Origin of the sequence: Veillonella dispar (genome assembly GCF_900637515.1) — a bacterium.
Taxonomy (GTDB): domain Bacteria; phylum Bacillota; class Negativicutes; order Veillonellales; family Veillonellaceae; genus Veillonella; species Veillonella dispar.
On sequence record NZ_LR134375.1, the window covers coordinates 391,289 to 411,910 of the forward strand.

17 protein-coding genes and 3 tRNA genes are annotated in these 20,622 nt (G+C 39.4%); 18 read left to right on the top strand and 2 right to left on the bottom strand.

Annotated features, from left to right (window positions below; genetic code table 11):
• Nucleotides 1-3: 3 nt before the first annotated feature.
• The 12 genes from purF to EL171_RS01770 all read left to right on the top strand — a co-directional run bounded on the left by purF (nucleotide 4) and on the right by EL171_RS01770 (nucleotide 14,068).
• Nucleotides 4-1,422 (top strand): amidophosphoribosyltransferase, encoded by a 1,419-nt coding sequence (gene purF / locus EL171_RS01715; RefSeq protein WP_005387865.1) that lies wholly within the window; start codon nucleotides 4-6, stop codon nucleotides 1,420-1,422.
• Complete coding sequence (gene purM / locus EL171_RS01720; protein WP_005387867.1) at nucleotides 1,409-2,470, top strand: phosphoribosylformylglycinamidine cyclo-ligase; 1,062 nt, start codon at nucleotides 1,409-1,411, stop codon at nucleotides 2,468-2,470. The genes purF and purM overlap by 14 nt, the downstream gene beginning before the upstream one ends.
• Nucleotides 2,463-3,080 (top strand): phosphoribosylglycinamide formyltransferase, encoded by a 618-nt coding sequence (gene purN, locus EL171_RS01725; protein ID WP_005387869.1) that lies wholly within the window; start codon nucleotides 2,463-2,465, stop codon nucleotides 3,078-3,080. The genes purM and purN overlap by 8 nt, the downstream gene beginning before the upstream one ends.
• A gap of 24 nt (nucleotides 3,081-3,104) precedes the next feature.
• Complete coding sequence (gene purH / locus EL171_RS01730; RefSeq protein WP_005387870.1) at nucleotides 3,105-4,634, top strand: bifunctional phosphoribosylaminoimidazolecarboxamide formyltransferase/IMP cyclohydrolase; 1,530 nt, start codon at nucleotides 3,105-3,107, stop codon at nucleotides 4,632-4,634.
• 131 nt (nucleotides 4,635-4,765) lie between these two features.
• A complete protein-coding gene (gene purD, locus EL171_RS01735; RefSeq protein WP_005387873.1) occupies nucleotides 4,766-6,028 on the top strand; it encodes a phosphoribosylamine--glycine ligase in 1,263 nt (420 codons plus the stop codon).
• A gap of 298 nt (nucleotides 6,029-6,326) precedes the next feature.
• On the top strand, nucleotides 6,327-7,469 hold the full coding sequence (locus tag EL171_RS01740) for an isochorismate synthase (RefSeq protein WP_005387875.1): 1,143 nt from the start codon (nucleotides 6,327-6,329) through the stop codon (nucleotides 7,467-7,469).
• A gap of 39 nt (nucleotides 7,470-7,508) precedes the next feature.
• Nucleotides 7,509-9,299: a 2-succinyl-5-enolpyruvyl-6-hydroxy-3-cyclohexene-1-carboxylic-acid synthase gene (gene menD / locus EL171_RS01745; RefSeq protein WP_005387877.1), complete on the top strand. Its 1,791-nt coding sequence runs from the start codon at nucleotides 7,509-7,511 to the stop codon at nucleotides 9,297-9,299.
• The gene (menH, locus tag EL171_RS01750) at nucleotides 9,296-10,156 is read left to right on the top strand and encodes a 2-succinyl-6-hydroxy-2,4-cyclohexadiene-1-carboxylate synthase (protein ID WP_005387878.1); all 861 of its coding nucleotides are present in this window, start codon (nucleotides 9,296-9,298) and stop codon (nucleotides 10,154-10,156) included. The genes menD and menH overlap by 4 nt, the downstream gene beginning before the upstream one ends.
• Before the next feature lie 4 nt (nucleotides 10,157-10,160).
• Nucleotides 10,161-11,003, top strand: a complete 843-nt coding sequence (gene menB, locus EL171_RS01755; protein ID WP_005387880.1) for a 1,4-dihydroxy-2-naphthoyl-CoA synthase — start codon at nucleotides 10,161-10,163, stop codon at nucleotides 11,001-11,003.
• Between the two features lie 146 nt (nucleotides 11,004-11,149).
• The gene (menE, locus tag EL171_RS01760; protein ID WP_005387886.1) at nucleotides 11,150-12,535 is read left to right on the top strand and encodes an o-succinylbenzoate--CoA ligase; all 1,386 of its coding nucleotides are present in this window, start codon (nucleotides 11,150-11,152) and stop codon (nucleotides 12,533-12,535) included.
• Nucleotides 12,536-12,542: 7 nt separating this feature from the next.
• A complete protein-coding gene (menC, locus tag EL171_RS01765) occupies nucleotides 12,543-13,694 on the top strand; it encodes an o-succinylbenzoate synthase (protein ID WP_005387887.1) in 1,152 nt (383 codons plus the stop codon).
• The gene (locus tag EL171_RS01770) at nucleotides 13,691-14,068 is read left to right on the top strand and encodes a PaaI family thioesterase (protein WP_005387889.1); all 378 of its coding nucleotides are present in this window, start codon (nucleotides 13,691-13,693) and stop codon (nucleotides 14,066-14,068) included. Before menC ends, EL171_RS01770 begins: the two co-directional genes overlap by 4 nt.
• A 131-nt stretch (nucleotides 14,069-14,199) precedes the next feature.
• On the opposite strand, the gene EL171_RS01775 is transcribed toward EL171_RS01770, so the two are convergent.
• The gene (locus EL171_RS01775) at nucleotides 14,200-14,817 is read right to left on the bottom strand and encodes a hypothetical protein (RefSeq protein ID WP_005387896.1); all 618 of its coding nucleotides are present in this window, start codon (nucleotides 14,815-14,817) and stop codon (nucleotides 14,200-14,202) included.
• A gap of 257 nt (nucleotides 14,818-15,074) precedes the next feature.
• On the opposite strand from EL171_RS01775, the gene EL171_RS01780 reads away from it, so the two are divergent.
• From EL171_RS01780 to EL171_RS01805, 6 genes are all read left to right on the top strand, one after another.
• A complete protein-coding gene (locus EL171_RS01780) occupies nucleotides 15,075-16,307 on the top strand; it encodes an inverse autotransporter beta domain-containing protein (RefSeq protein ID WP_039969600.1) in 1,233 nt (410 codons plus the stop codon).
• Nucleotides 16,308-16,594: 287 nt separating this feature from the next.
• A tRNA-Asp gene (locus tag EL171_RS01785) sits at nucleotides 16,595-16,670 on the top strand.
• A gap of 21 nt (nucleotides 16,671-16,691) precedes the next feature.
• Nucleotides 16,692-16,767, top strand: a tRNA-Phe gene (locus EL171_RS01790).
• A gap of 12 nt (nucleotides 16,768-16,779) precedes the next feature.
• Nucleotides 16,780-16,865, top strand: a tRNA-Leu gene (locus EL171_RS01795).
• A gap of 78 nt (nucleotides 16,866-16,943) precedes the next feature.
• The gene (locus EL171_RS01800; protein WP_005387899.1) at nucleotides 16,944-18,401 is read left to right on the top strand and encodes a hypothetical protein; all 1,458 of its coding nucleotides are present in this window, start codon (nucleotides 16,944-16,946) and stop codon (nucleotides 18,399-18,401) included.
• A 130-nt stretch (nucleotides 18,402-18,531) separates the two neighbouring features.
• The gene (locus EL171_RS01805) at nucleotides 18,532-19,050 is read left to right on the top strand and encodes a hypothetical protein (RefSeq protein WP_005387901.1); all 519 of its coding nucleotides are present in this window, start codon (nucleotides 18,532-18,534) and stop codon (nucleotides 19,048-19,050) included.
• 40 nt (nucleotides 19,051-19,090) lie between these two features.
• On the opposite strand, the gene pgtP is transcribed toward EL171_RS01805, so the two are convergent.
• On the bottom strand, nucleotides 19,091-20,464 hold the full coding sequence (pgtP, locus tag EL171_RS01810; protein ID WP_005387903.1) for a phosphoglycerate transporter PgtP: 1,374 nt from the start codon (nucleotides 20,462-20,464) through the stop codon (nucleotides 19,091-19,093).
• Nucleotides 20,465-20,622: the final 158 nt, after the last annotated feature.

A 20,622-nucleotide genomic window follows, 5' to 3' on the forward strand; every position in this document is an offset into this window, starting at 1 on the left:
ACAATGAACTACGATCCTGTTTTTGATAAATGGCATGAAGAGTGTGGTGTATTTGGTGTCTATGATAGAACCGTTGATGTAGCACGCTATGTATATTGGGGGCTCTTTGCACTCCAACACCGTGGCCAAGAAAGCGCGGGCATTGCCGTTACAGATGGTCATGATGTAGAACTAAAAAAAGGGATGGGCTTGTTAACTGAGGCCATTAAAGAATTACCATCCTTACCAAGCCATATGGGGACTGGTCATGTGCGGTACTCTACAACAGGTTCCAATAATCCACGCAATATTCAACCTTTAGTGATTCATTATCAAGGTGGTCAAATTGCGGTAGCTCATAATGGGAATTTAACGAATGCCTTAGCCATTCGCAAACGTCTTGAAGCGGATGGTTCCATCTTCCAAACAACGATGGACTCTGAGGTTATCGTAAACCTCATTGCTCGATCTAAGGCTGAAACGCAAGCGGAACGCATTGCTGATGCGGCGCGTCAAATTGAGGGGGCCTTTTCTCTTGTGATTACCACAAATGACTCCTTGGTAGGTGTGCGCGATCCACAAGGCTTTAGACCTCTGTGCTTAGGGAAAACTGAAAATGGTTATGTTTTCTCTAGTGAAAGTTGTGCATTAGATGCTATTAAAGCCGAGTTTATTCGTCACATCGATCCAGGCGAAATGGTAATTATCGATGATTCAGGCGTGCGTAGCGTTATCTATGCAGAACCAGAAAAAATAGATAAGAAGCTCTGCGTTTTTGAATATATCTATTTTGCACGCGGCGATAGTCATATTGATGGTCAATCAGTTTACCAATCACGTCTCAATATGGGCCGTGAGCTATATAACGAAACGAAATACGATGCAGACATTGTCATGTCGATTCCTGACTCTGGCACTACAGCAGCACTAGGTTATGCTCGTGCATCGGGCATTCCTTTTGCAGAAGGGTTAGTGAAAAATCGCTATAGCGGTCGTACCTTTATCAAGCCAAATCAAGAGGAACGGGAATTAGCTGTGCGTATGAAATTGAACCCACTACCTCATGTGGTAAGTGGTAAACGGATTGTACTCATTGATGACTCCATCGTACGCGGTACTACGAGTGGCATCATCGTTAAGATGCTAAAAGAAGCGGGTGCCAAAGAGGTATACATGTGCGTTAGCTCTCCATCCATTGAATATTCTTGTCACTATGGCATTGATACATCCGTGCGTAAAGAGCTCATTGCTGCTACACATACAGTAGATGAAATTAAAGACTATATTAATGTCGATAAATTACATTATTTATCTCGAGAAGGCTTATGTCGCGCTGTTTCTGATATAGCGCCTAATGACTTATGTTTTGCTTGCTTTAATGGTGATTACAGTGTAGAGGTTCCTGCGGAACAAGAGGAAGGGGTCAAATATGTGCTCGAATAAAACTAGTTTAACCTATCGCGATGCAGGCGTTGATATCGATGCTGGTAATCGCGCTGTAGAATTGATGAAAGAATCCGTGAAACGCACCTATACACCTGGTGTTGTTGGTGATTTAGGTGGTTTTGGGGGCCTCTATTCCTTAGCTGGTCACTCCATGTCTGACCCTATGCTCGTATCTGGTACAGATAGGGTAGGCACCAAATTGCGCCTCGCTATCATGATGGATAAACATGATACTATTGGCCAAGATTGCGTAGCCATGAGTGTTAACGATATTCTCGTACAAGGTGCTACACCTCTATTCTTCCTCGATTACATTGCAGTAGGTAAACTTGATCCTGTGAAAGTAGCAGGTATCGTGCGCGGTGTGGCAGAGGCTTGTGAAGAGTCTGGCTGTGCTTTACTGGGTGGCGAAACTGCTGAAATGGCAGGCTTCTATGATAATGATGATTACGATGTGGCTGGCTTTGCTGTTGGTATCGTTGATCGTCCTAAATTGATTACTGGTGAAAGTATTAAAGCGGGTGATGTCATTTTAGGTTTGCCATCTTCTGGTGTTCATTCCAACGGTTTTTCCTTGGTTCGTAAAATCGTATTCGACCATAAACAATTGTCTATTGATACAGAAATTCCAGAATTTGGTAAAACCTTAGGCGAAGAATTATTGACACCTACACGTTTATATCCAAAAGCGGTATTACCACTAATTGAACAAGAACTTGTAAAGGGTATGGTTCATATTACAGGCGGTGGTTTCTATGAAAACATTCCTCGCGTATTGCCAAAGGGTGTGACTGCAGAGGTAGATGTTACAACATGGCCACGACTTCCTGTATTTACGAAACTACAAGAATGGGGCAATGTAGCATGGCCTGAAATGTACCGCACTTTCAACATGGGTATTGGTATGATTCTCATCGTTGACCAAAATGATGTAGAAACGGTTAAAGAAAATCTTGGCAATCGTGGTGAAGCGGTTTATGAAATTGGCCGTATCGTAAGCGGTGATGGTCCTGTTGTCCTTAAAGGGGCTGAGTTCGATGCGTAATTCTAAAAAGCGATTAGCCCTCTTTGCTAGTGGTCGTGGTTCTAATGGGGAAGCACTGTATAAGGCTATGCAAGAAGGCTATATTAATGGTGAATTTGTTGTCATTATTACAGATCACGGCGATGCAGGGATTGTAGAACGCTCTAAATTTTGGAATATTCCCCTTATTGTTATCGACCGTAGCGACTATGATTCTAAAGCCAGTTTTGAACAGGCTCAACTAGATGCTTTAGAGCCTTATAAGGTTGATGGAATCGTCTTGGCCGGCTATATGCGCATTGTAGGTGCTCCTTTGATAGAGCGATATGAACATCGTATATTAAATATTCATCCTGCTCTGTTACCATCATTTCCAGGCCTTCATGGTCATCAACAAGCCATTGACGGAGGCGTAAAAATTACAGGGTGTACGGTGCACTTTGTCGATACGGGAATGGATACGGGGCCTATCATTATGCAGAATACGGTGCCTGTATTACCTGATGATACAGAGGATACTTTGAGTGATAGATTATTACCTATCGAGCATAAAACGTATAAAGAGGCGTTGCGACTATTTTGTGAGGATAAGCTCACTATAAAAGGTCGTGTTGTATATATTGAAGATTGATGTGTAAGCAAAGGAAGACGTTACATGATTAAAAATGCATTACTTAGTGTTTCTGATAAAACAGGTATTGTAGACTTTGCAAAGGGATTAGTTGAATTAGGTGTAACCATTTATTCCACAGGTGGTACCCTTAAGGCTATTACCGATGCGGGCATTACAGCAAAAGCTGTAGAATCTTTGACTGGTTTTCCTGAAATGATGGACGGCCGTGTAAAGACATTACATCCAAAGGTTCATGGTGGTATTTTGGCAATCCGCGATAATACGGAACATCAAAAAGCTATGGCTGATCACGGTATTGAACCAATTGACCTTGTGGTTGTCAATCTCTATCCATTCCGTGAAACCATTGCAAAACCAAATGTATCCTTAGAGGAAGCTATTGAAAATATCGATATCGGCGGTCCTACCATGGTGCGCTCTGCTGCAAAGAACCATGCGTATGTGGGCATTGTAGTAAACCCAAATCATTATGACGAAATCTTAACAATGCTTAAAGAACATGGGGAATTGACTAAGGAATATCGCTTTGGTCTAGCGAAAGAGGCCTTTGCTCATACTGCAGCTTATGACGTAGCTATTGCTAACTACATGAGTAGTATCTTGAACGAAGGTCCTACACCTCCAGAATATTTAAGTGCTTATGAAAAGGTAACAGACCTTCGCTATGGGGAAAATCCGCATCAAAAAGCGGCATTCTACAAAGAAATCGGTAAAGCCCATGGCATGGGCGCTTTGAAACAACTCCATGGTAAAGAGCTTTCTTATAACAATATCGTAGATATGGAAGCAGCTTGGAATATGGTGTGGGAGTTTGCAGATCCTGCAGCATGTATCATTAAGCATACAAACCCATGTGGTGCAGCTACAGCAGCTACATTGCATGATGCTTACGTAAATGCTTACGAAGCAGACTCCGTATCTGCCTTTGGTGGTATCGTGGCTTTAAACCGTGAAGTTGATGCTGCTACTGCCGGAGAAATGAGCAAAATTTTCTTAGAAGTCATTATGGCACCTGCTTTCACAAAAGAAGCATTACACATCCTTGAAGCAAAGAAGAATATTCGTCTCATTGAGTTATCTAAACCTGAGTCTGGACAAGTGACAGTGAAAAAAGTCTCTGGTGGTCTATTGGTGCAAACAGAGGATGATATCCAAGAAGACCGCGCTCACTATAAAGTAGTTACGAAGGTACAACCAACAGAGGAACAATGGAAAGCCCTTGAATTTGCTTGGAAGCTTGTAAAACATGTAAAATCCAACGCTATTTTGATTTCTAATGAAAAACGTACCCTCGGTGTGGGGGCTGGTCAAATGAACCGCGTTGGTTCTGCGAAAATTGCCCTTGAACAAGCTGGTGAAGCTGCTAAAGGCGCTGTATTAGCTTCTGATGCATTCTTCCCATTCGGTGATACTGTAGAGACATCGGCAAAACATGGTATTGCAGCTATTATTCAACCGGGTGGCTCTATTCGAGACGAAGAATCCATCAAGGCTGCCGACGAAGCGGGCATTTCTATGGTATTTACAAGTATTCGTCACTTTAAACATTAATTTGTTTAGCCTAATTGAGGGTTACAGTCGAGCACTAGCTCGTAATCATTGATGCATAATGATGATTATAGAGGATATAGGTGCTTACATAAATGATGTATTGATGGCGTTTAGGCGTCGATGGAGGATTTATGAAAGTATGTGTAATCGGTAGCGGCGGCCGCGAACATGCATTGGCATGGCGATTGTCCATCAGCCCTAGCGTAACAAAGGTATATGCCATTCCTGGTAGTGCGGCCATGTCAGATTGTGCAGAGCTAGTCGGCATTGATTGGCAGCAAAGCAATCATTTAATACGTTTTTTGAAAGATAATCATATTGACTTAGTCGTTGTTGGTCCAGAGGCTCCTCTTGTAGCAGGACTAGCAGATGCACTCAATGCAGCTGGAATTCCTGTGTTTGGTCCCTCTAAAGCAGCTGCTCAGCTAGAAGGATCCAAAGTGTTCGCCAAAGATTTAATGAAAAAATACAATATCCCAACGGCTGCCTATGGTGTGTTTCACAAGGTAGACGAAGCAAAAGAATTTATCAGTCAAACTGGTGCTCCTATTGTAGTTAAAGCTGATGGTTTAGCCGCTGGCAAGGGTGTTGTAGTGGCTATGACTATTGACGAAGCAAATGCAGCTGTAGAAGATATGCTCAGCGGCAATCGCTTTGGAGAGGCTGGTAGTACCGTAGTTATTGAAGAGTTCATGGAAGGTGAAGAAGCGAGCTTGCTTGCTTTTGTAGATGGCAAAACAGTAGTTCCTATGATTGCATCTCAAGACCATAAACGCATTTTTGATGGAGATAAAGGTCCTAATACAGGTGGCATGGGTACCTATGCACCAGCGCCAGTGCTTACTGATGCATTACGAGATGAGGCGATGAAGACAATTTTAGAACCTATGGTAGCTGCCATGGAGAAAGAGGGGATGCCTTATGTGGGCTGTCTCTATGCAGGTCTTATGATTACGCCTCAAGGCCCTAAGGTTGTAGAATTTAATGCCCGCTTTGGCGATCCTGAAACACAAGTAGTATTGCCATTACTTGATAGTGACTTAGGTCAAGTTATGATGGCTTGTGCCACAGGCACATTAACAGCTGATATGGTGAAATGGAAAGACTCCTCGGCAGCTTGTGTCATTCTTGCTTCTAAAGGGTACCCTGAAACATCCTCCAAGGGTGATGTGATTCATGGTGATATTAAACAACATGATACAACCATCGTATTCCACTCTGGCACAAAACTTGTTGGGGAAGAATATGTTACAAATGGCGGCCGCGTGCTTGGCGTTGTGGGCCTTGGTAAAGACCTTAGAACAGCGCTCGATAGAGCTTATGGACGTATAGAACACATTGATTTTGAGGGCATGCAATATCGTACAGATATTGGGGCGAAAGCTTTCAAATAAACTAAAGGTCTTTTACATCATGTAACATGTATTTAAATAGTACAATAGCATTTCAAAAATATAAAAACCTCTACATTTATGCATAGTGCATGTGGTGTAGAGGTTTTTATTTTCTACCTTTTAATGGTTACCTATGTTATAATAATGTAGATATAAAGAGGGCCCATCGACGTGTGATGGCGTTAGGCTCATCTCAAAAATTTTGAAACCTATTGATGGCGCCTAATATGTAGAAGTACATCTTCTACATATTAGGTGTTTTTACTATAGTCTATTTTTCGTATAGCGACATACAACTATGAAATATAACAAAGAACCGTTAAAACTGAATAGTCCGGTATCATTTTGGATGAATTTCCCCAATGAAGAACGCGTGTTTTGGGTGGATCGCCAAAGTGACCGCATCGTTGTGGGCGCTAAACGTCTAGCGACGGTTAAAGATGATGACGATCGCCATAATTACGCTTATGTATTTTATGGGGATACTTTTTTTGATACTGTAAAAGACCCTAAATGGTCTAATATGGGCCATGAAATGATTGCTTTTACCCATTATTACATCGTAGAAAATGGAGAGTCCTTCTATCTACATGCTGGTGAAAGTGTACCGATTGAGAATTATGAGGTGCCTCGAGTTCATCACAACTACAAAGAAACCAGTGATGATAAGGCGGATTGGGACCGATTGATGAATGCTATTGCCAATGGTATTAGCAGTGGTGAGATGACTAAGGTCGTCTCCTCTCGCGAGGTGGAATTCACTAGCGAAACACCATACAATGTGGCAAGTATCTTAGCTAATTTAGTCGATAATAATCCAAATTGCTTTATCTTTGGCTATGAAAAGGATGGGCGTACCTTTGTAGGGGCATCGCCAGAAATTTTAGTCCGCCATCGTGGCAGTGAAATACTTAGCTATGCACTAGCTGGAACAGCCCCAAAGGATGGTCCTAATGCGTGGACAGAGGAGCAATTACTAACCAGTGAGAAAAATCTTATAGAACATAATATTGTTCGTGACCGTATCGTGAATACGATGAAACAAATCACTTCAGATGTTACGGTGGGGGAAACGGGCATTATGGAGTTATCTCACCTCTATCATTTGCGTACCATAATTACTGCAAAGGATAGTACAAAATCTCTTGTGGAATGGGCCAAATTATTACACCCTACACCAGCCCTTGGTGGTGAACCTCGAGAAAAGGCGCTAGCATTATTACAAGAGTATGAATCCCATGAGCGCGGTATGTACGCAGCGCCTTTTGGCTTTATGAAGGATATGGGGGACGGCATCGTTGTAGTTGCTATACGATCTGCTCTTATCATGGATAATGTATTGTATGCCTATGCAGGATGTGGCGTTGTAGCTGATTCTGATGCGGATGAAGAATACGCTGAAACTAATAATAAAATGCGCACCATTCTTGATGCCTTATAATTGTTTCCGTACCTCTAGGGGTGTTTGAAAGGGAATATAATGAATGAATATATTGCTGCCTTGGTAGACGAGTTCTACCAACTCGGCGTCCGTCATGCGGTGTTTAGCCCTGGTTCTCGTTCTACGACGATGGCCATGCTGTTCAAGGAGCATGAAGGATTTGAAACCTATATGAATATAGATGAGCGCTCTGCTAGTTTTATGGCTCTTGGTATTGCAAAGGCTCATAAAGAACCAACTGTACTCGTATGTACCTCAGGTTCTGCTGTGGCCCATTATTTGCCAGCTGTTTTGGAAGCTCAATATAGCAGGGTTCCACTTATCATACTATCTGCCGATAGACCTCATACATTATTGCATGTAGGGGCTCCTCAGACTGTAGATCAACACAAAATCTTTGGCACTGCGGTAAACTACTATGAAGAATTAGCAGTACCTCAAGAGGCTCATTACTATACATATCCACGCCAAGTGGCTCGTAAAGCGTATATGAAAGCGATGGATACTAAAAAAGGGCCGGTCCATATTAATGTGCCTCTCTTTGAACCATTGGTACCAGAATTGAGTCGTAACCATTTTGAGGCTGGTCGCAGTTCCTTTAAAGTGGTTAAGCCAAACTATGGTAGTGTATTTGACTGTCGCCATGAAAATGATTTGACTCATATTAATACTGCTACTGATATTGCTCATGGTCCTAATAGTAAAGAAAAGACTAATAATTTATTAGAAAAATTTGAACGTATCCTTATCCTAGCAGGCCCACAAATCGATATAGATGAAGCTAATACGATTCGTTCCTTTGGGGAGGCTTTACAAGCCCCTATTTTGGCCGATCCGTTGTCTAATGTAAGACGACGTTATAACTCGGAAGGTAATCAAAGTAGCAAGGAGTGTGTCGATGCTAGTAATGTTGTTATCTCTACGTATGATGCATTATTAGCAGGGCAAGCTCTTTGGCATGAGTTGAAACCAGATTGTGTAATTCAGTTTGGTCAAATTGTTGTATCGAAACGTGTACAACAGATGATTGCTAGCTGGACTGATGCGGAGTATATCGAGGTAAATCCTACCATGGACTCCATGAATCCAACAGGTAAAACTACGATGCATATGCAAGCTAGCATTGATGTATTTACACATTTGTATGGCAAAAATAATAGCTCTGATACGTACTTAAAAATATGGCAACGGTTAGAACAAGAGGGTAAAAAACAACTAAGTACAGCTATTGATGAGCCTCATTGCTTTGAAGGCCGAACTATACGCGAGCTACAAGAACACATTCCTGAAGATGGACAAATTTTTGTTGCCAATAGTATGACGATTCGCGATTTTGATTACTTCTGGTTCAGTGGAGAATCTAGAGCGGTTCTTTACGGCAATCGAGGTGTCAATGGTATTGATGGCACTATTTCTACGGCTCTAGGACTTGCAGCCAATGGTAAACCTACGTATTTAGTAACAGGGGATTTATCCTTGTTCCACGATTTGAATGGCTTGGCTGTAGCTAAAACCCATAATTTAAACTTAACCATTATTTTGCATAATAATGATGGAGGCGGTATTTTTGAATACTTACCTCAAAAGGGGACAAAGCATTTTGACTATTTGTTCTCCACATCACAAGGCTTAGATTACAGTGGGGCTGCAAAACTCTATGGTTGTGGCTATACTAAAATCTCCAGTCCCGATGAGTTGAGTTCTGTATTGGCTAATGTTAGCCAAGAAACCGGCGTTCATATCATTGAGATTCCTACAAATCGGGAATATAGCAGAGAATTGCATAAGAAATATACAAAGGTTTCAGTTGATATGGAGGCATTACTATGAGTCAGTATTTTTGCAGTATTGTAGATAATGCTTTGCGTAATCCAGCTCAGCGCATGTACTTTGATTTGGGTGAATACCGCTACGGCTTGACTATAGTTGGCGATGGAGAACCTATTGTGTGTTTCCATGGCTTCTCTGAATCGAGCTATACTTGGGATGCTATTAATCTTCCCGGTTATCGCGTTATCCGTATCGACTTGATTGGTCATGGTGATTCCGATATTCCTGATGAAGATAAGGCGTATACGATCCCTCAAATGATAGAGGATTTGCATACCGTTATTTATCATATGGTTGGTGATAGATATTACCTCATGGGCTACTCCATGGGGGCCCGCATAGCGCTTTCTTATGCTTTGGAATATGAAAGTGAAATCAAAGGGCTCATCCTTGAAAGTGGCTCTGTAGGTATCGCCTCTGACGCTGAGCGATTAGAGCGCCGTAAGGCCGATGAAGATTTAGCGGTTCACATTGAAAATCATGATGGTGCTTGGTTTGCTACACGTTGGGCGGAGGCTCCTATTTTTGAAAGTCAAAAGCAACTTTCAGAGGGTGTAGAGGAATTAATCTATCTACGTCGTTCCAATAATAGTACATACGCCTTAGCCTGTACCTTGCGTGGCTCAGGTCAAGGTGTCATGCCTTATGTGGGGGATAAATTAGAAAAATTCTCTGTTGAAGGCCTATATGTGAGTGGCGCACTAGATACAAAATATACTACAATAGGAAGAGATGTATTTGGCAAGTTGCCAAACTTTAAACATGTCATCGTCGAAGGAGCGGGGCATAATGTACATATAGAAAAACCGCAAATGTTTGAACAAGCGGTATTAGATTTTTTACACAAGAAAGGTTAAGTCCATGAGCAAATTTGATTGGAAAGTATTGGATCGTAATTATGAAGATGTAATTTACGAAACATATAATGGCATTGCAAAGATTACTATTAATCGCCCACAGGTACGTAACGCGTTCCGTCCTAAAACTGTTATGGAGTTAATCGATGCTTTCACAGTAGCTCGTGAAGATAACGAAGTAGGCGTAATTGTATTGACTGGTGCAAACCACGGTCAAGGTGAAGATAAAGAGGCATTCTGCTCTGGTGGTGACCAAAGCGTACGCGGCCATGGTGGTTATGTAGGTGAAGATAATGTGCCTCGCTTAAATGTTCTTGATTTGCAACGTTTGATTCGCGTTATCCCAAAACCTGTTATCGCTATGGTTAACGGTTTTGCTATTGGTGGCGGTCATGTATTGCACATCGTATGTGACCTTACCATCGCTTCTGAAAATGCCAAATTTGGCCAAACTGGTCCTCGCGTAGGTTCCTTCGACGCTGGTTATGGTGCAGGTTACTTGGCTCGCATGATCGGTCATAAACGCGCTCGCGAAGTATGGTTCTTGTGCCGTCAATACACAGCTGCTCAAGCCTATGAAATGGGCATGGTTAACTGTGTTGTACCATTCGACAAATTGGAAGAAGAAACAGTTCAATGGTGTAACGAAATTCTTGAATTGTCCCCAATGGCATTGCGCATGTTGAAAGGTGCCTTCAACGCCGATACTGATGGTCTTGCAGGCTTACAACAATTTGCAGGGGACGCTACATTGATGTACTACACAATCGATGAAGCAAAAGAAGGCCGTGATGCGTTCAAAGAAAAACGTAAACCGAACTTCAAACAATTCCCTAAATTCCCTTAATTGGAATAGATGTACTAGTCTAATACTAGGGATGGAATGTATTGTAAAAATGACAAGCGCGCCTCTATATGAGGCGCCTTTCTTGTAATATCTGTGATTATTAATCATTAATCATAAGGCATTATCTTTGGATACGAGGTGAGACGATGGAATGGTTACGGTATGGTGCACAGCACTATCCTGATCGCATATGTATAAATGAATATACCTATAAAGATATATATGGCGGTGTGCTTCATGTGGCTAGTGAATTGCTACCTCTTGAAAGCTCCCGTGTGGCCATTTTATCGGACAACTCTGTGATTATGGCAATCTATGTGTTGGCTGCTATGCTAGCTCATAAAGAGGTACTATTACTTAATGTACATCTTAAGCCTAATGAGATAGAAAACCAATTGAAACAATTAGGTGTTACCACCGTTTTACATAGTCAAGACCGACGGAATCAACTGCCTGATTCAATGTGTGTTATTGAGTTTGAACCTCTAGAAACTATTCTAGCTGACCGAGTTTTAGAAGATATCTTTGATTGGACATTTAATGATACAGACATTGCAGCTATTATGAACACTAGCGCTACAACAGGTCAGTTTAAATCAGTACCCCTTCGATGGAGGCAAATTAGAGCTCATGTACAAGCGTCTCAAGAGGTGTTAGGTAAAACCGAACAAGATAATTGGCTTATGGTATTACCGCTATTTCATGTCAGTGGATTATCTATCTTGATGCGATCACTTTATAATGGAACGGCTATCACTATATTGACTAAATACGATGAGGCGAAGGTTTTAGAACTCATTGAAACCGAGAAAATTAATATGATGTCTCTCGTGCCTACTATTTTAACTCAATTAGAACCGAAGATTACACATCATACATTACGAGTGATTCTGCTGGGTGGCGAGTTCATTCCGATGGCCTTAATCGATGCTTGTGAAAAGAAATTGTTACCAATTTACAAGACCTATGGCATGACTGAAACCTTTAGTCAAAGTGTGACATTCTCCGTATTGGATTACCCTCATAAACGAGATTCTGTAGGCAAACCATTACCAGGGATGCAGATTCGCATTGATAGTCCTGATGCGGATGGAGTAGGGGAAATCCATTTGACAGGTCCCATGGTTATGACTGGGTATATCGGCAAGGAGCCTATTGATGGTGACCTTAATACCGATGATATCGGCTATGTTGATGAAGACGGTTTTGTGTATATTCTGAATCGCCGCAAGGATCTCATCATTTCTGGTGGAGAAAATATTTATCCTAAGGAATTAGAGGATTTAGTCTACACATTGCCATCAGTCAAGGAATGTGCGGTTGTACCTGTATCTGATCCTAAATGGGGCCAAGTACCAGCACTCTTTGTGGCTTTTCACGATGGTGAAAGTATGACGTCTGATGAGATTTTATCCTTTATGACTCAGTCCTTGGCGAAGTATAAGATTCCTAAATATGTAAAAATTTTACCTGCATTACCTCGTAATGGCACAGGTAAAATTGTGCGCAATGAACTACGTTTAGAAGATTGAGGCGCCTATGAATGATATTTTAAACTTTAAAAGTATAACTACATATCGCCTTAAATTGCCACTACAGTTTAACTTTAAAACTGCCAAAGGTGAAGTAAAAGAACGAGAAACGATCATCATTCGCATCGAGGATCAACAAGGGTATGTAGGTTATGGGGAATGCGTGGCTTTTACAGAGCCCTTTTATACAGCCGAGACGGTGGATACGTGTTGGCAAAAACTAGTAGATGATTATATCTTTAATTTGCGCATGATGCGGCCTAAGCCGCTTATGACCTATGTACGGCAGCTGCAATTCTGGCTAAATCGAGATCATATGCCTATGACCATTGCTGCTGTAGAAAATGCCCTTGTCAATCTTCATTGTGAAAGACTTGGTGTGAACTCTGTTTCCTATATTATGGGGCAGCCCTTACAAGATACCATTGAAAGTGGCGTTGTTATCGGTGATGTACCGATGAATCAATTGTTAGAACGGGTAGAAGGACATGTTGCAAACGGTTGTAAGCGCATTAAAATAAAGATAAACCCTACAGACGGCTATGAACGAATAAGTTTAATTCGTAAACACTATCCCCATTTAGTATTGGCGGCCGATGCAAACCAAAGCTATTCTTATGATGATATTGATAAGGTCTGTCAATTTAACGATTTGAAGTTAGCTTGTATAGAAGAGCCCTTTGCTATGACTACGCTTCAATCCTATAAGGAATGGAAGTGGGAACGCCTTAATAACGATGATTGGCATATTGAAACGCCTATCTGTTTAGATGAATCCATATTGGGCTATGACGACTTATCCTATGCTATTGAATATGGTTTGATTGACGTACTCAACATAAAAGTAGGCCGCATGGGTGGTCTCGTACCTACTAAAGCAGCTATTAATCTTTGTAGAGAATGCCGTATTCCGTATTGGGTGGGTAGCATGGTAGAGTCGGGCATTTCTAAAATGTTGCACGCTCAACTAGCGGCTCTAGGTGATTCCTATATGGCAGGAGACCTATCGGATTCTAATAGATACTTTGAACGAGACCTCATCTATCCTGACCTCACTTTTAAAAATGGTGTAATGCACGTACCTGATGGTGATGGGCTAGGTGTAACTGTTTTTGACGATAGATTAGAAGCGTATTGTATGGAGAAACGAACACTATGAATTTGATTGAAGCTTTACAAATTGAAAAGCCTCATATGACAAGTGATACTACATGTGTGGCAAAAATGAACTTAGGCGACTTTCACAAGCAACCGCAAGGTTACTTGAATGGAGGAGCGACCCTAGCCTTTGCAGAAATTGTAGCGGGAATGATGAGTAACGAACTCATTGGTGCTGATAAATTTGGTGTAGGTCAATCTATTACAGCTAACCACGTGCGCCCCGCACGATGTGAAGGCGCTTTAACAGCCCATGGTACACTATTAGTAAAAGGGAAAACCTCACATGTGTGGCGATTTGATATGAAGGATGATGCAGAACGACTCATCTCACAGGTGACCGTAACATTAGCCATTGTGGACTTTGATCGGTAATAGATAATAAGTAATAGGTAGTAGATAATAGATAACGATAAAAGGACAGTAAATACTATGTTAGTATCTACTGTCCTTTTTTAGGTTCTGTATAAGTTAATAATTGCTTATGGTTTATTACTTTTTACTAGCTATTTACGAGTTACTGTATATAGGTCTTCTATATCTGGAATATCATAAATAACCCAGGTGCCATCACCTAAATGACGCATCAAAACTCGTATATCTTTTGTCATATTCTTTTTGTTATTTTGTATTGTTACTGTTACGGTGGCTGTATCTCCATCGTCTTCAGATTTGATGTTTTTAACCTCTACATCATGCTCTTTGAAGAGGCGGCCATCTACAAGACGGTCGACCATGGACATGTTGTCATCACTTTGAGCCGTATTGTTAGTATCTGTAGTTGTTGGCTGAGATTTAAAGCTGTCAGGATCTTCAATATATTTTCGCATCACATCTTCGATTAAAGAAGGCCCAAATGTCTTAGCTGCTGCAATAGTAGCTTTACCAAATGGATTAGATGTATCTATATATTTGTTGCCTTCCCGTTCTAAGATATTTTTTACAATAGATTTTGTATCTATGTGGCGTAAAGCCTCATCGGCATCTTTATCTTGCACGGCTTGATGAATAATTTTTAGCGTATAGGCTGGTGTGTGGGGAATGTACCACATGAAATACCATGCTGCTGCTAAAGCACCTACAATAGCAATAATTAAGATAGTTATAAGTGATTTTGATTTCATTGTATTGCTCCAAAGTATTTTATATTACATTCTTATTATTTATATAATATATACTTATTTTATCATAGTCAAAGACGATTCACTATAACTATTAATTAGTAATACTTAAAACAGTAGAACTTTCAAATATATGTACTAATAAACTATAGAGAATATATATGCTATAAAGTGGATAAGATATATTATTGCTTTACCTAACTAAAGAATATATAATAAAAGTATCTTTCATGAAAATTTCATATAAAGAAGGGGAGACTATGGTTAGTAAAAAGGTGATTATCAAATCTTTAGTATGTACAGCATTGACATGTAGTTTTGCTACATGCGCATTAGCAGCAGATAAAGATAATGGAGAAAAAGTTCAATCAAGCTGGATGGATCGTACTGATATAGGGGTGGCAGTACAAGGTGCTCAAAAAGATACATATCATGAATACAAAATAAATCCAACGCCTTATCGAAATACAAGTAGTGCAATTACTCGTAGTGAACATAGCTCTACACAGGAGATGAAAAATTCTCAATATTTTATAGAAACAATACAACCAATTAAGTATTATGGTGAACATGCTAAATCAGTTCTGTTTATTCAAGGCCGTATAGAGGGTAATGGTGGGGAAAAAATCTCATCAGATGCATATTGGAACGGGGGAGAAAGTAGCTATATTGGTGATGATCCTAAGTATAAAGCTGCAGCTAGGCTTGCACAACAACCGTCCTATCTTGATAAGGGAGAGACTGTTCAACATGATTCACTAGGTGTAGTAGGAAGTATAGGAGCAGGATATAGGCGGCTTAGTAAGAATGAACACGCTTATGTGGGTATAAATACATTTTATGATTATGCTTTTAGGGATAAATTATCTCGAGTTGGTATCGGCTTAGAGTATGTTGCTGGTTTGAATAAAATTAGTGCTAATGTTTATCACGGGTTATCTGAGAAGAAAACAAAGCCTTATTATTTTGAAAACTCTCTTGTAATTGTACCAAGAGCTGATGAATTTCATTATCCTGAGGACGGATATCCAAATGGTTTTACTAAGATAAGATATGCCTATGAGAATGTATTAGATGGATATAATGTACGTTATACTAGAGATTATAAAAATGCTCGATGGATTTCTACATATGTAGAGGGTTACCATTGGAAGACAAAGAGTCCAAGCGAACATCCCGTTGATATGTTTTATCTTAACCAACATAAATGGAAGTCGATAAGTGGATTGAAATTAGGGGCTACGTTAAATATTACACCACATATTTCTATAGACCTTGGTTTTAATAAAAATAATATTAGCTCAGGTGAACCATATGTGTCTGTAATGTATACATTAGGTAAGTCTAGATATGCTTACTTAGGCGGTAAACATAGTGAAGATACTGTAAGTACAGCACGTTCAAAGATGCTAGATAAAGTTAAACGCCACGACATGGTTGTTGAATCATATAGTGAATATAATTATCGAGATACACCATGGGATCATTTATAATTAATATCGTATTAATTATGATGCTTTAAAATACTTAATAAGTTTAGATAAATTGGTATCTATCTATTATTTAGAATAGGTGGATACCAATTTTCTTTTATAGGCCTATGAAATATTGCGTATAGCTGAGTATTTTACATATAAACGACAAATCTATATGATTTTTAATAGATAGTTCCTAATTTCATATATTTTGGAAAAATTCATCAAAAAATTAGAAAAAAGTACTTGCATTAGTAGGTTACCTCATGTTAATATATACGAGTAGTCAACGAGAGTTGATACGCGGCCCCGTGGTGTAGCGGTTAACATGTCGCCCTGTCACGGCGAAGATCGTCAGTTCAAATCTGATCGGGGTCGCCATTTTTTTTTACAAAAAAACGTGCCTCGGTAGCTCAGTTGGTAGAGCAACGGACTGAAAATCCGTGTGTCGACAGTTCGATTCTGTCCTGAGGCACCATTTGTATTCCATGCGGTTGTGGTGGAATGGCAGACACGCCATCTTGAGGGGGTGGTGAGCGTACGCTCGTGAGGGTTCAAGTCCCTCCAACCGCACCAAGAAAAAAGGACCTACAGTTTACTGTAGGTCCTTTTTGCTATAACATTAAAAGTTGTAGATGTATATAGGAGAGAGAAATGAATAAGAAATATTTTGTGCTGATGATGCTTTCACTAGCATTATATAGTCAGTCTAGTTTTGCAGCAGAAGTAGTAGATAGTCAGAATCAAAATATAAGTATTGAACAAAAAAATAATACAAAGTTAAAACAGTTTGTACAAACAAAAGGCCCAGTAAAAGTAGATTTTGTTGAGGTTATTCCTGGTGCTTTTAAAGCTGTTATAAAAGATAAATCGATAGATACGAAGGCACTTTCAATGGGCGATGAAATTATATTAGAGCGGATGGAGAAGGAGCACGGTTCTCAACGATTAAAAACATCAGAAAAACCTGATTTTGGAAGTGAATATAAAACGTTTGATCCACTTTATAATGATAAGGATGAAACAGCACTAAAAGAAATTAAACACTATAATACTGAATCAACACGTAATGAAGGCTATTTTATTGGTGGTCGAGAAAAACCCTTACGCATTGTGAGCCCATATATGAAAAAGAATGGTAAAGGGGAAATTAAGCTAACGAATCACGTTAATACTAAAGATTATCGAACTCGTGCCGATCGGGATGCAGCAAATGAAAGGGAAATTCGAGAATATTTAGATAAAAATAAGGGAAAAGGACATGATCTATTTACGGCTAGATCTAAAGCTGAAATTAAAGAATCTTTGGAAAGTTTTTTTAAACCTATAGAATTGATTCAGTATCCTATCAATAATCCAAAGGATTATAAAAGGATGCCTATGATTCCAGGCTTCCCCAAAAATATGCCAAGTTTTGCAAAAAATATTCATATGCATAGTAATCCAGGCTTTTTACAAGGTAGGGCTTATGTACAATTTGCATTTGGAGGCACACCGGAACAATTAAAGCCATATATTGATGAAGCACTTTCAAATTCTAAATTAGTTGTTTTAAAAGCTGATATATCCAATGTGTATGTTAAACGATATATCGATTCGAATATGGCTTATGCAGATTCTCTATATGCATTAATTCCAAGGTCGATATTGACTGTAAAAAATACAACTGTGCCGATGGGTAAATTTATACAAGAGCGACAAGACCATCCAATTGATAAATCTGTAGATGAAATATATGAGTTGGAAAATCAAGTATTAGCAGAATTCAATAAGGTACAGATTGCAGATGAAGACAATAGTGCAAAGTATAAGAGATATTTTGAAACTCGTAAACGAATAGAAGATGCGCGAGACGCATTAAAGCCTAAACCGGATTATGAAAATAAGCGTTCTAAAGATAAAGTGTATCCAATTTATACTGAAAAGGAAAATCAAAAGCTTCAAAAACAATATTTGCATAGATTGTCATATAATGAAGATTCCATAGAAATACCAGACAATTATGTATTGTATGTATTTGATTTTGGCGGAAGTCGGAATCATCCATATTCTCTAGGTGCTGCAGTTAGTCCTGATAAAAACTACATAATATATTTCTGCCAACAAGGTTGATTATAAAACAATAAAAGGTAGCAACATATATGTTGCTACCTTTTTTGCTATATCCATCTAGGCAGAATTTCATATTATATGTACAATCATAGTAATTAATAATATATTGATTTTAGTATGAGAGAATTTTATGAAATTTAACTATGGCGAGACGCTGCGAATCCGAAATGAGTTATATACAATCCTAGGCAAAATTCGTTACATTGATACTCGTAGGAGAATTTGGCATAAGTATAAGCTGGTTAAGCATAAGAATAATGCTGAATTTTGGATCCGGTGGAATAAAAAACGTGGCGCATATCAGTTTACAAAGTTGTGCAGTAAAGCGATGCCATCTGATATGAACGTAGTACATCGTGGCTATCAGATGGTTATAGGTACAAGAGGGGATATAGATATAGATTTTGCGGATGTAGCTCGTTATGAAGAGTATGAAGATGCTAATGGCACTCATACATTTATTGTTGAAAAAGGGAGCCATACGACTGAGTATTCAAAAGGCGTTTATGTTGATAAGGAATATGTATCTATTGAAAGTGATGCAGAGATAACTAAGCCTATTCTAGATAAAATGGATACCATTAAGAAAATGAGGTTTATAGGCCCCATAATTTGGTTTCTGGCGAATTTACTAAACAATAAAAGGTAGTAACAATTTTTTGTTACTACCTTTTTGTTTGCTCTAGAATTTAGTTGTTAGCTTCAGCTGGTTGAAGTTGTTCGAGTTCTGCTTCTTTAGCATCCAATTCTTTTGCACCAAAGTGGGCAAGTACACAGAATGTAATACAAAGAATACATGCTACCATTAGGAGATAGAAACCTGCATTCCAACCGAATTTATCTGCTAAAACACCAAATAGTGTTGTACCAAGGTTGGCACCTACGATGTAACTCATAAAGCCACGAAGACCAACAGCAGAGCCTACAGCGAATGGAGGTACAATATCCATAGTTTGTACAGATGCTAAGAATTGAGGAATGTAGATTAAGCAACCTACGACAGCAGCAAAGAATGTAACCCATAAGAGGGATTCACTTTGCCAATAGCCAAAGATACAGAAGAAGATAATACTTACTGCAATGATTGCTGGAGGCATGCGATAACCTTTGAAGAATTTATCGGAAATGTAACCCGCAAAAATTGTAGAAGGAATTGCCGCCCACTCAAAGAATAAGAAAGCGATGGACATTTCAGCTTTAGAGAAGCCTTTTACTTGTAATAAGTAGATAGGCAACCATGTAAGCATACCAAAACGAATCATATAAACGAATGTATCAACTAGAGACACATACCAAGCATTTTTGTTTTTTAATACGTATTTTACAAAAATTTGTCGTGTACTTAGATGTGGTGCCTCAGAACTTCTATGTGTTTTATGAGATGTATCAGCAATGATTTCGCTAGTTGGTGGTAACCCTTCTCGTTCAGGACTTTCTTTGATCAAGAAGCAAATAATAACGGCTACAATAATTGCGATAATTGCAGGGATACCATAGCTACCTAATTGCCAGTGATCAGTTGTGGTGAAGTATAAGGCTGCAGCTACGATTGGTGCTACGATACCACCACCAAGGTTATGGGAGATATTCCAAATTGCCCCAAAGCGACCACGTTCTTGCTTTGGATACCATTTAGCAAGTGTGATGAAGGATGGGCCTACACCAAAGCCTTGGAAGAAACCGTTAAGAACTACTAATACTAAGAAGAAGGCTAGGCTGTCGGCAAAACTCATGAAGATATTGATAATTGCACAACAAATAAGGCCGAAAGCCATGAATTTTGCAGGGCTTGCTTTGTCAGCAAGACTACTCATGAAGCCTTTACTTAGACCGTAGGCGATAAGCATACCACTAGATAACAAACCGATTTCGGTTTTGCTCATGTGTAAGATATCTGATAAAAAATGAGTTGATAAGGCAAAGTTGTTACGAACAATATAGTATGCAGCGTAACCAATGAAAATACCAATTAAAGATTGGAATCTGTATTTATAGTATAGATTCATAATCATATTTTGTGGTACAGATGATTTTGCCTCTTTTGGTTGTAGAAATGAAAACATTATTATTACCTTTCTTTCTTAATAACCAAATTCCAGTGCACTGATAATACTACCACTTCTAGATGATTTATGTAAATGATTTATGGTACGAAAATAAGCGTTTATGTCATGAAATTTATTAATAATACAATTTATATAAATCTTTTGCAAGTATTTAT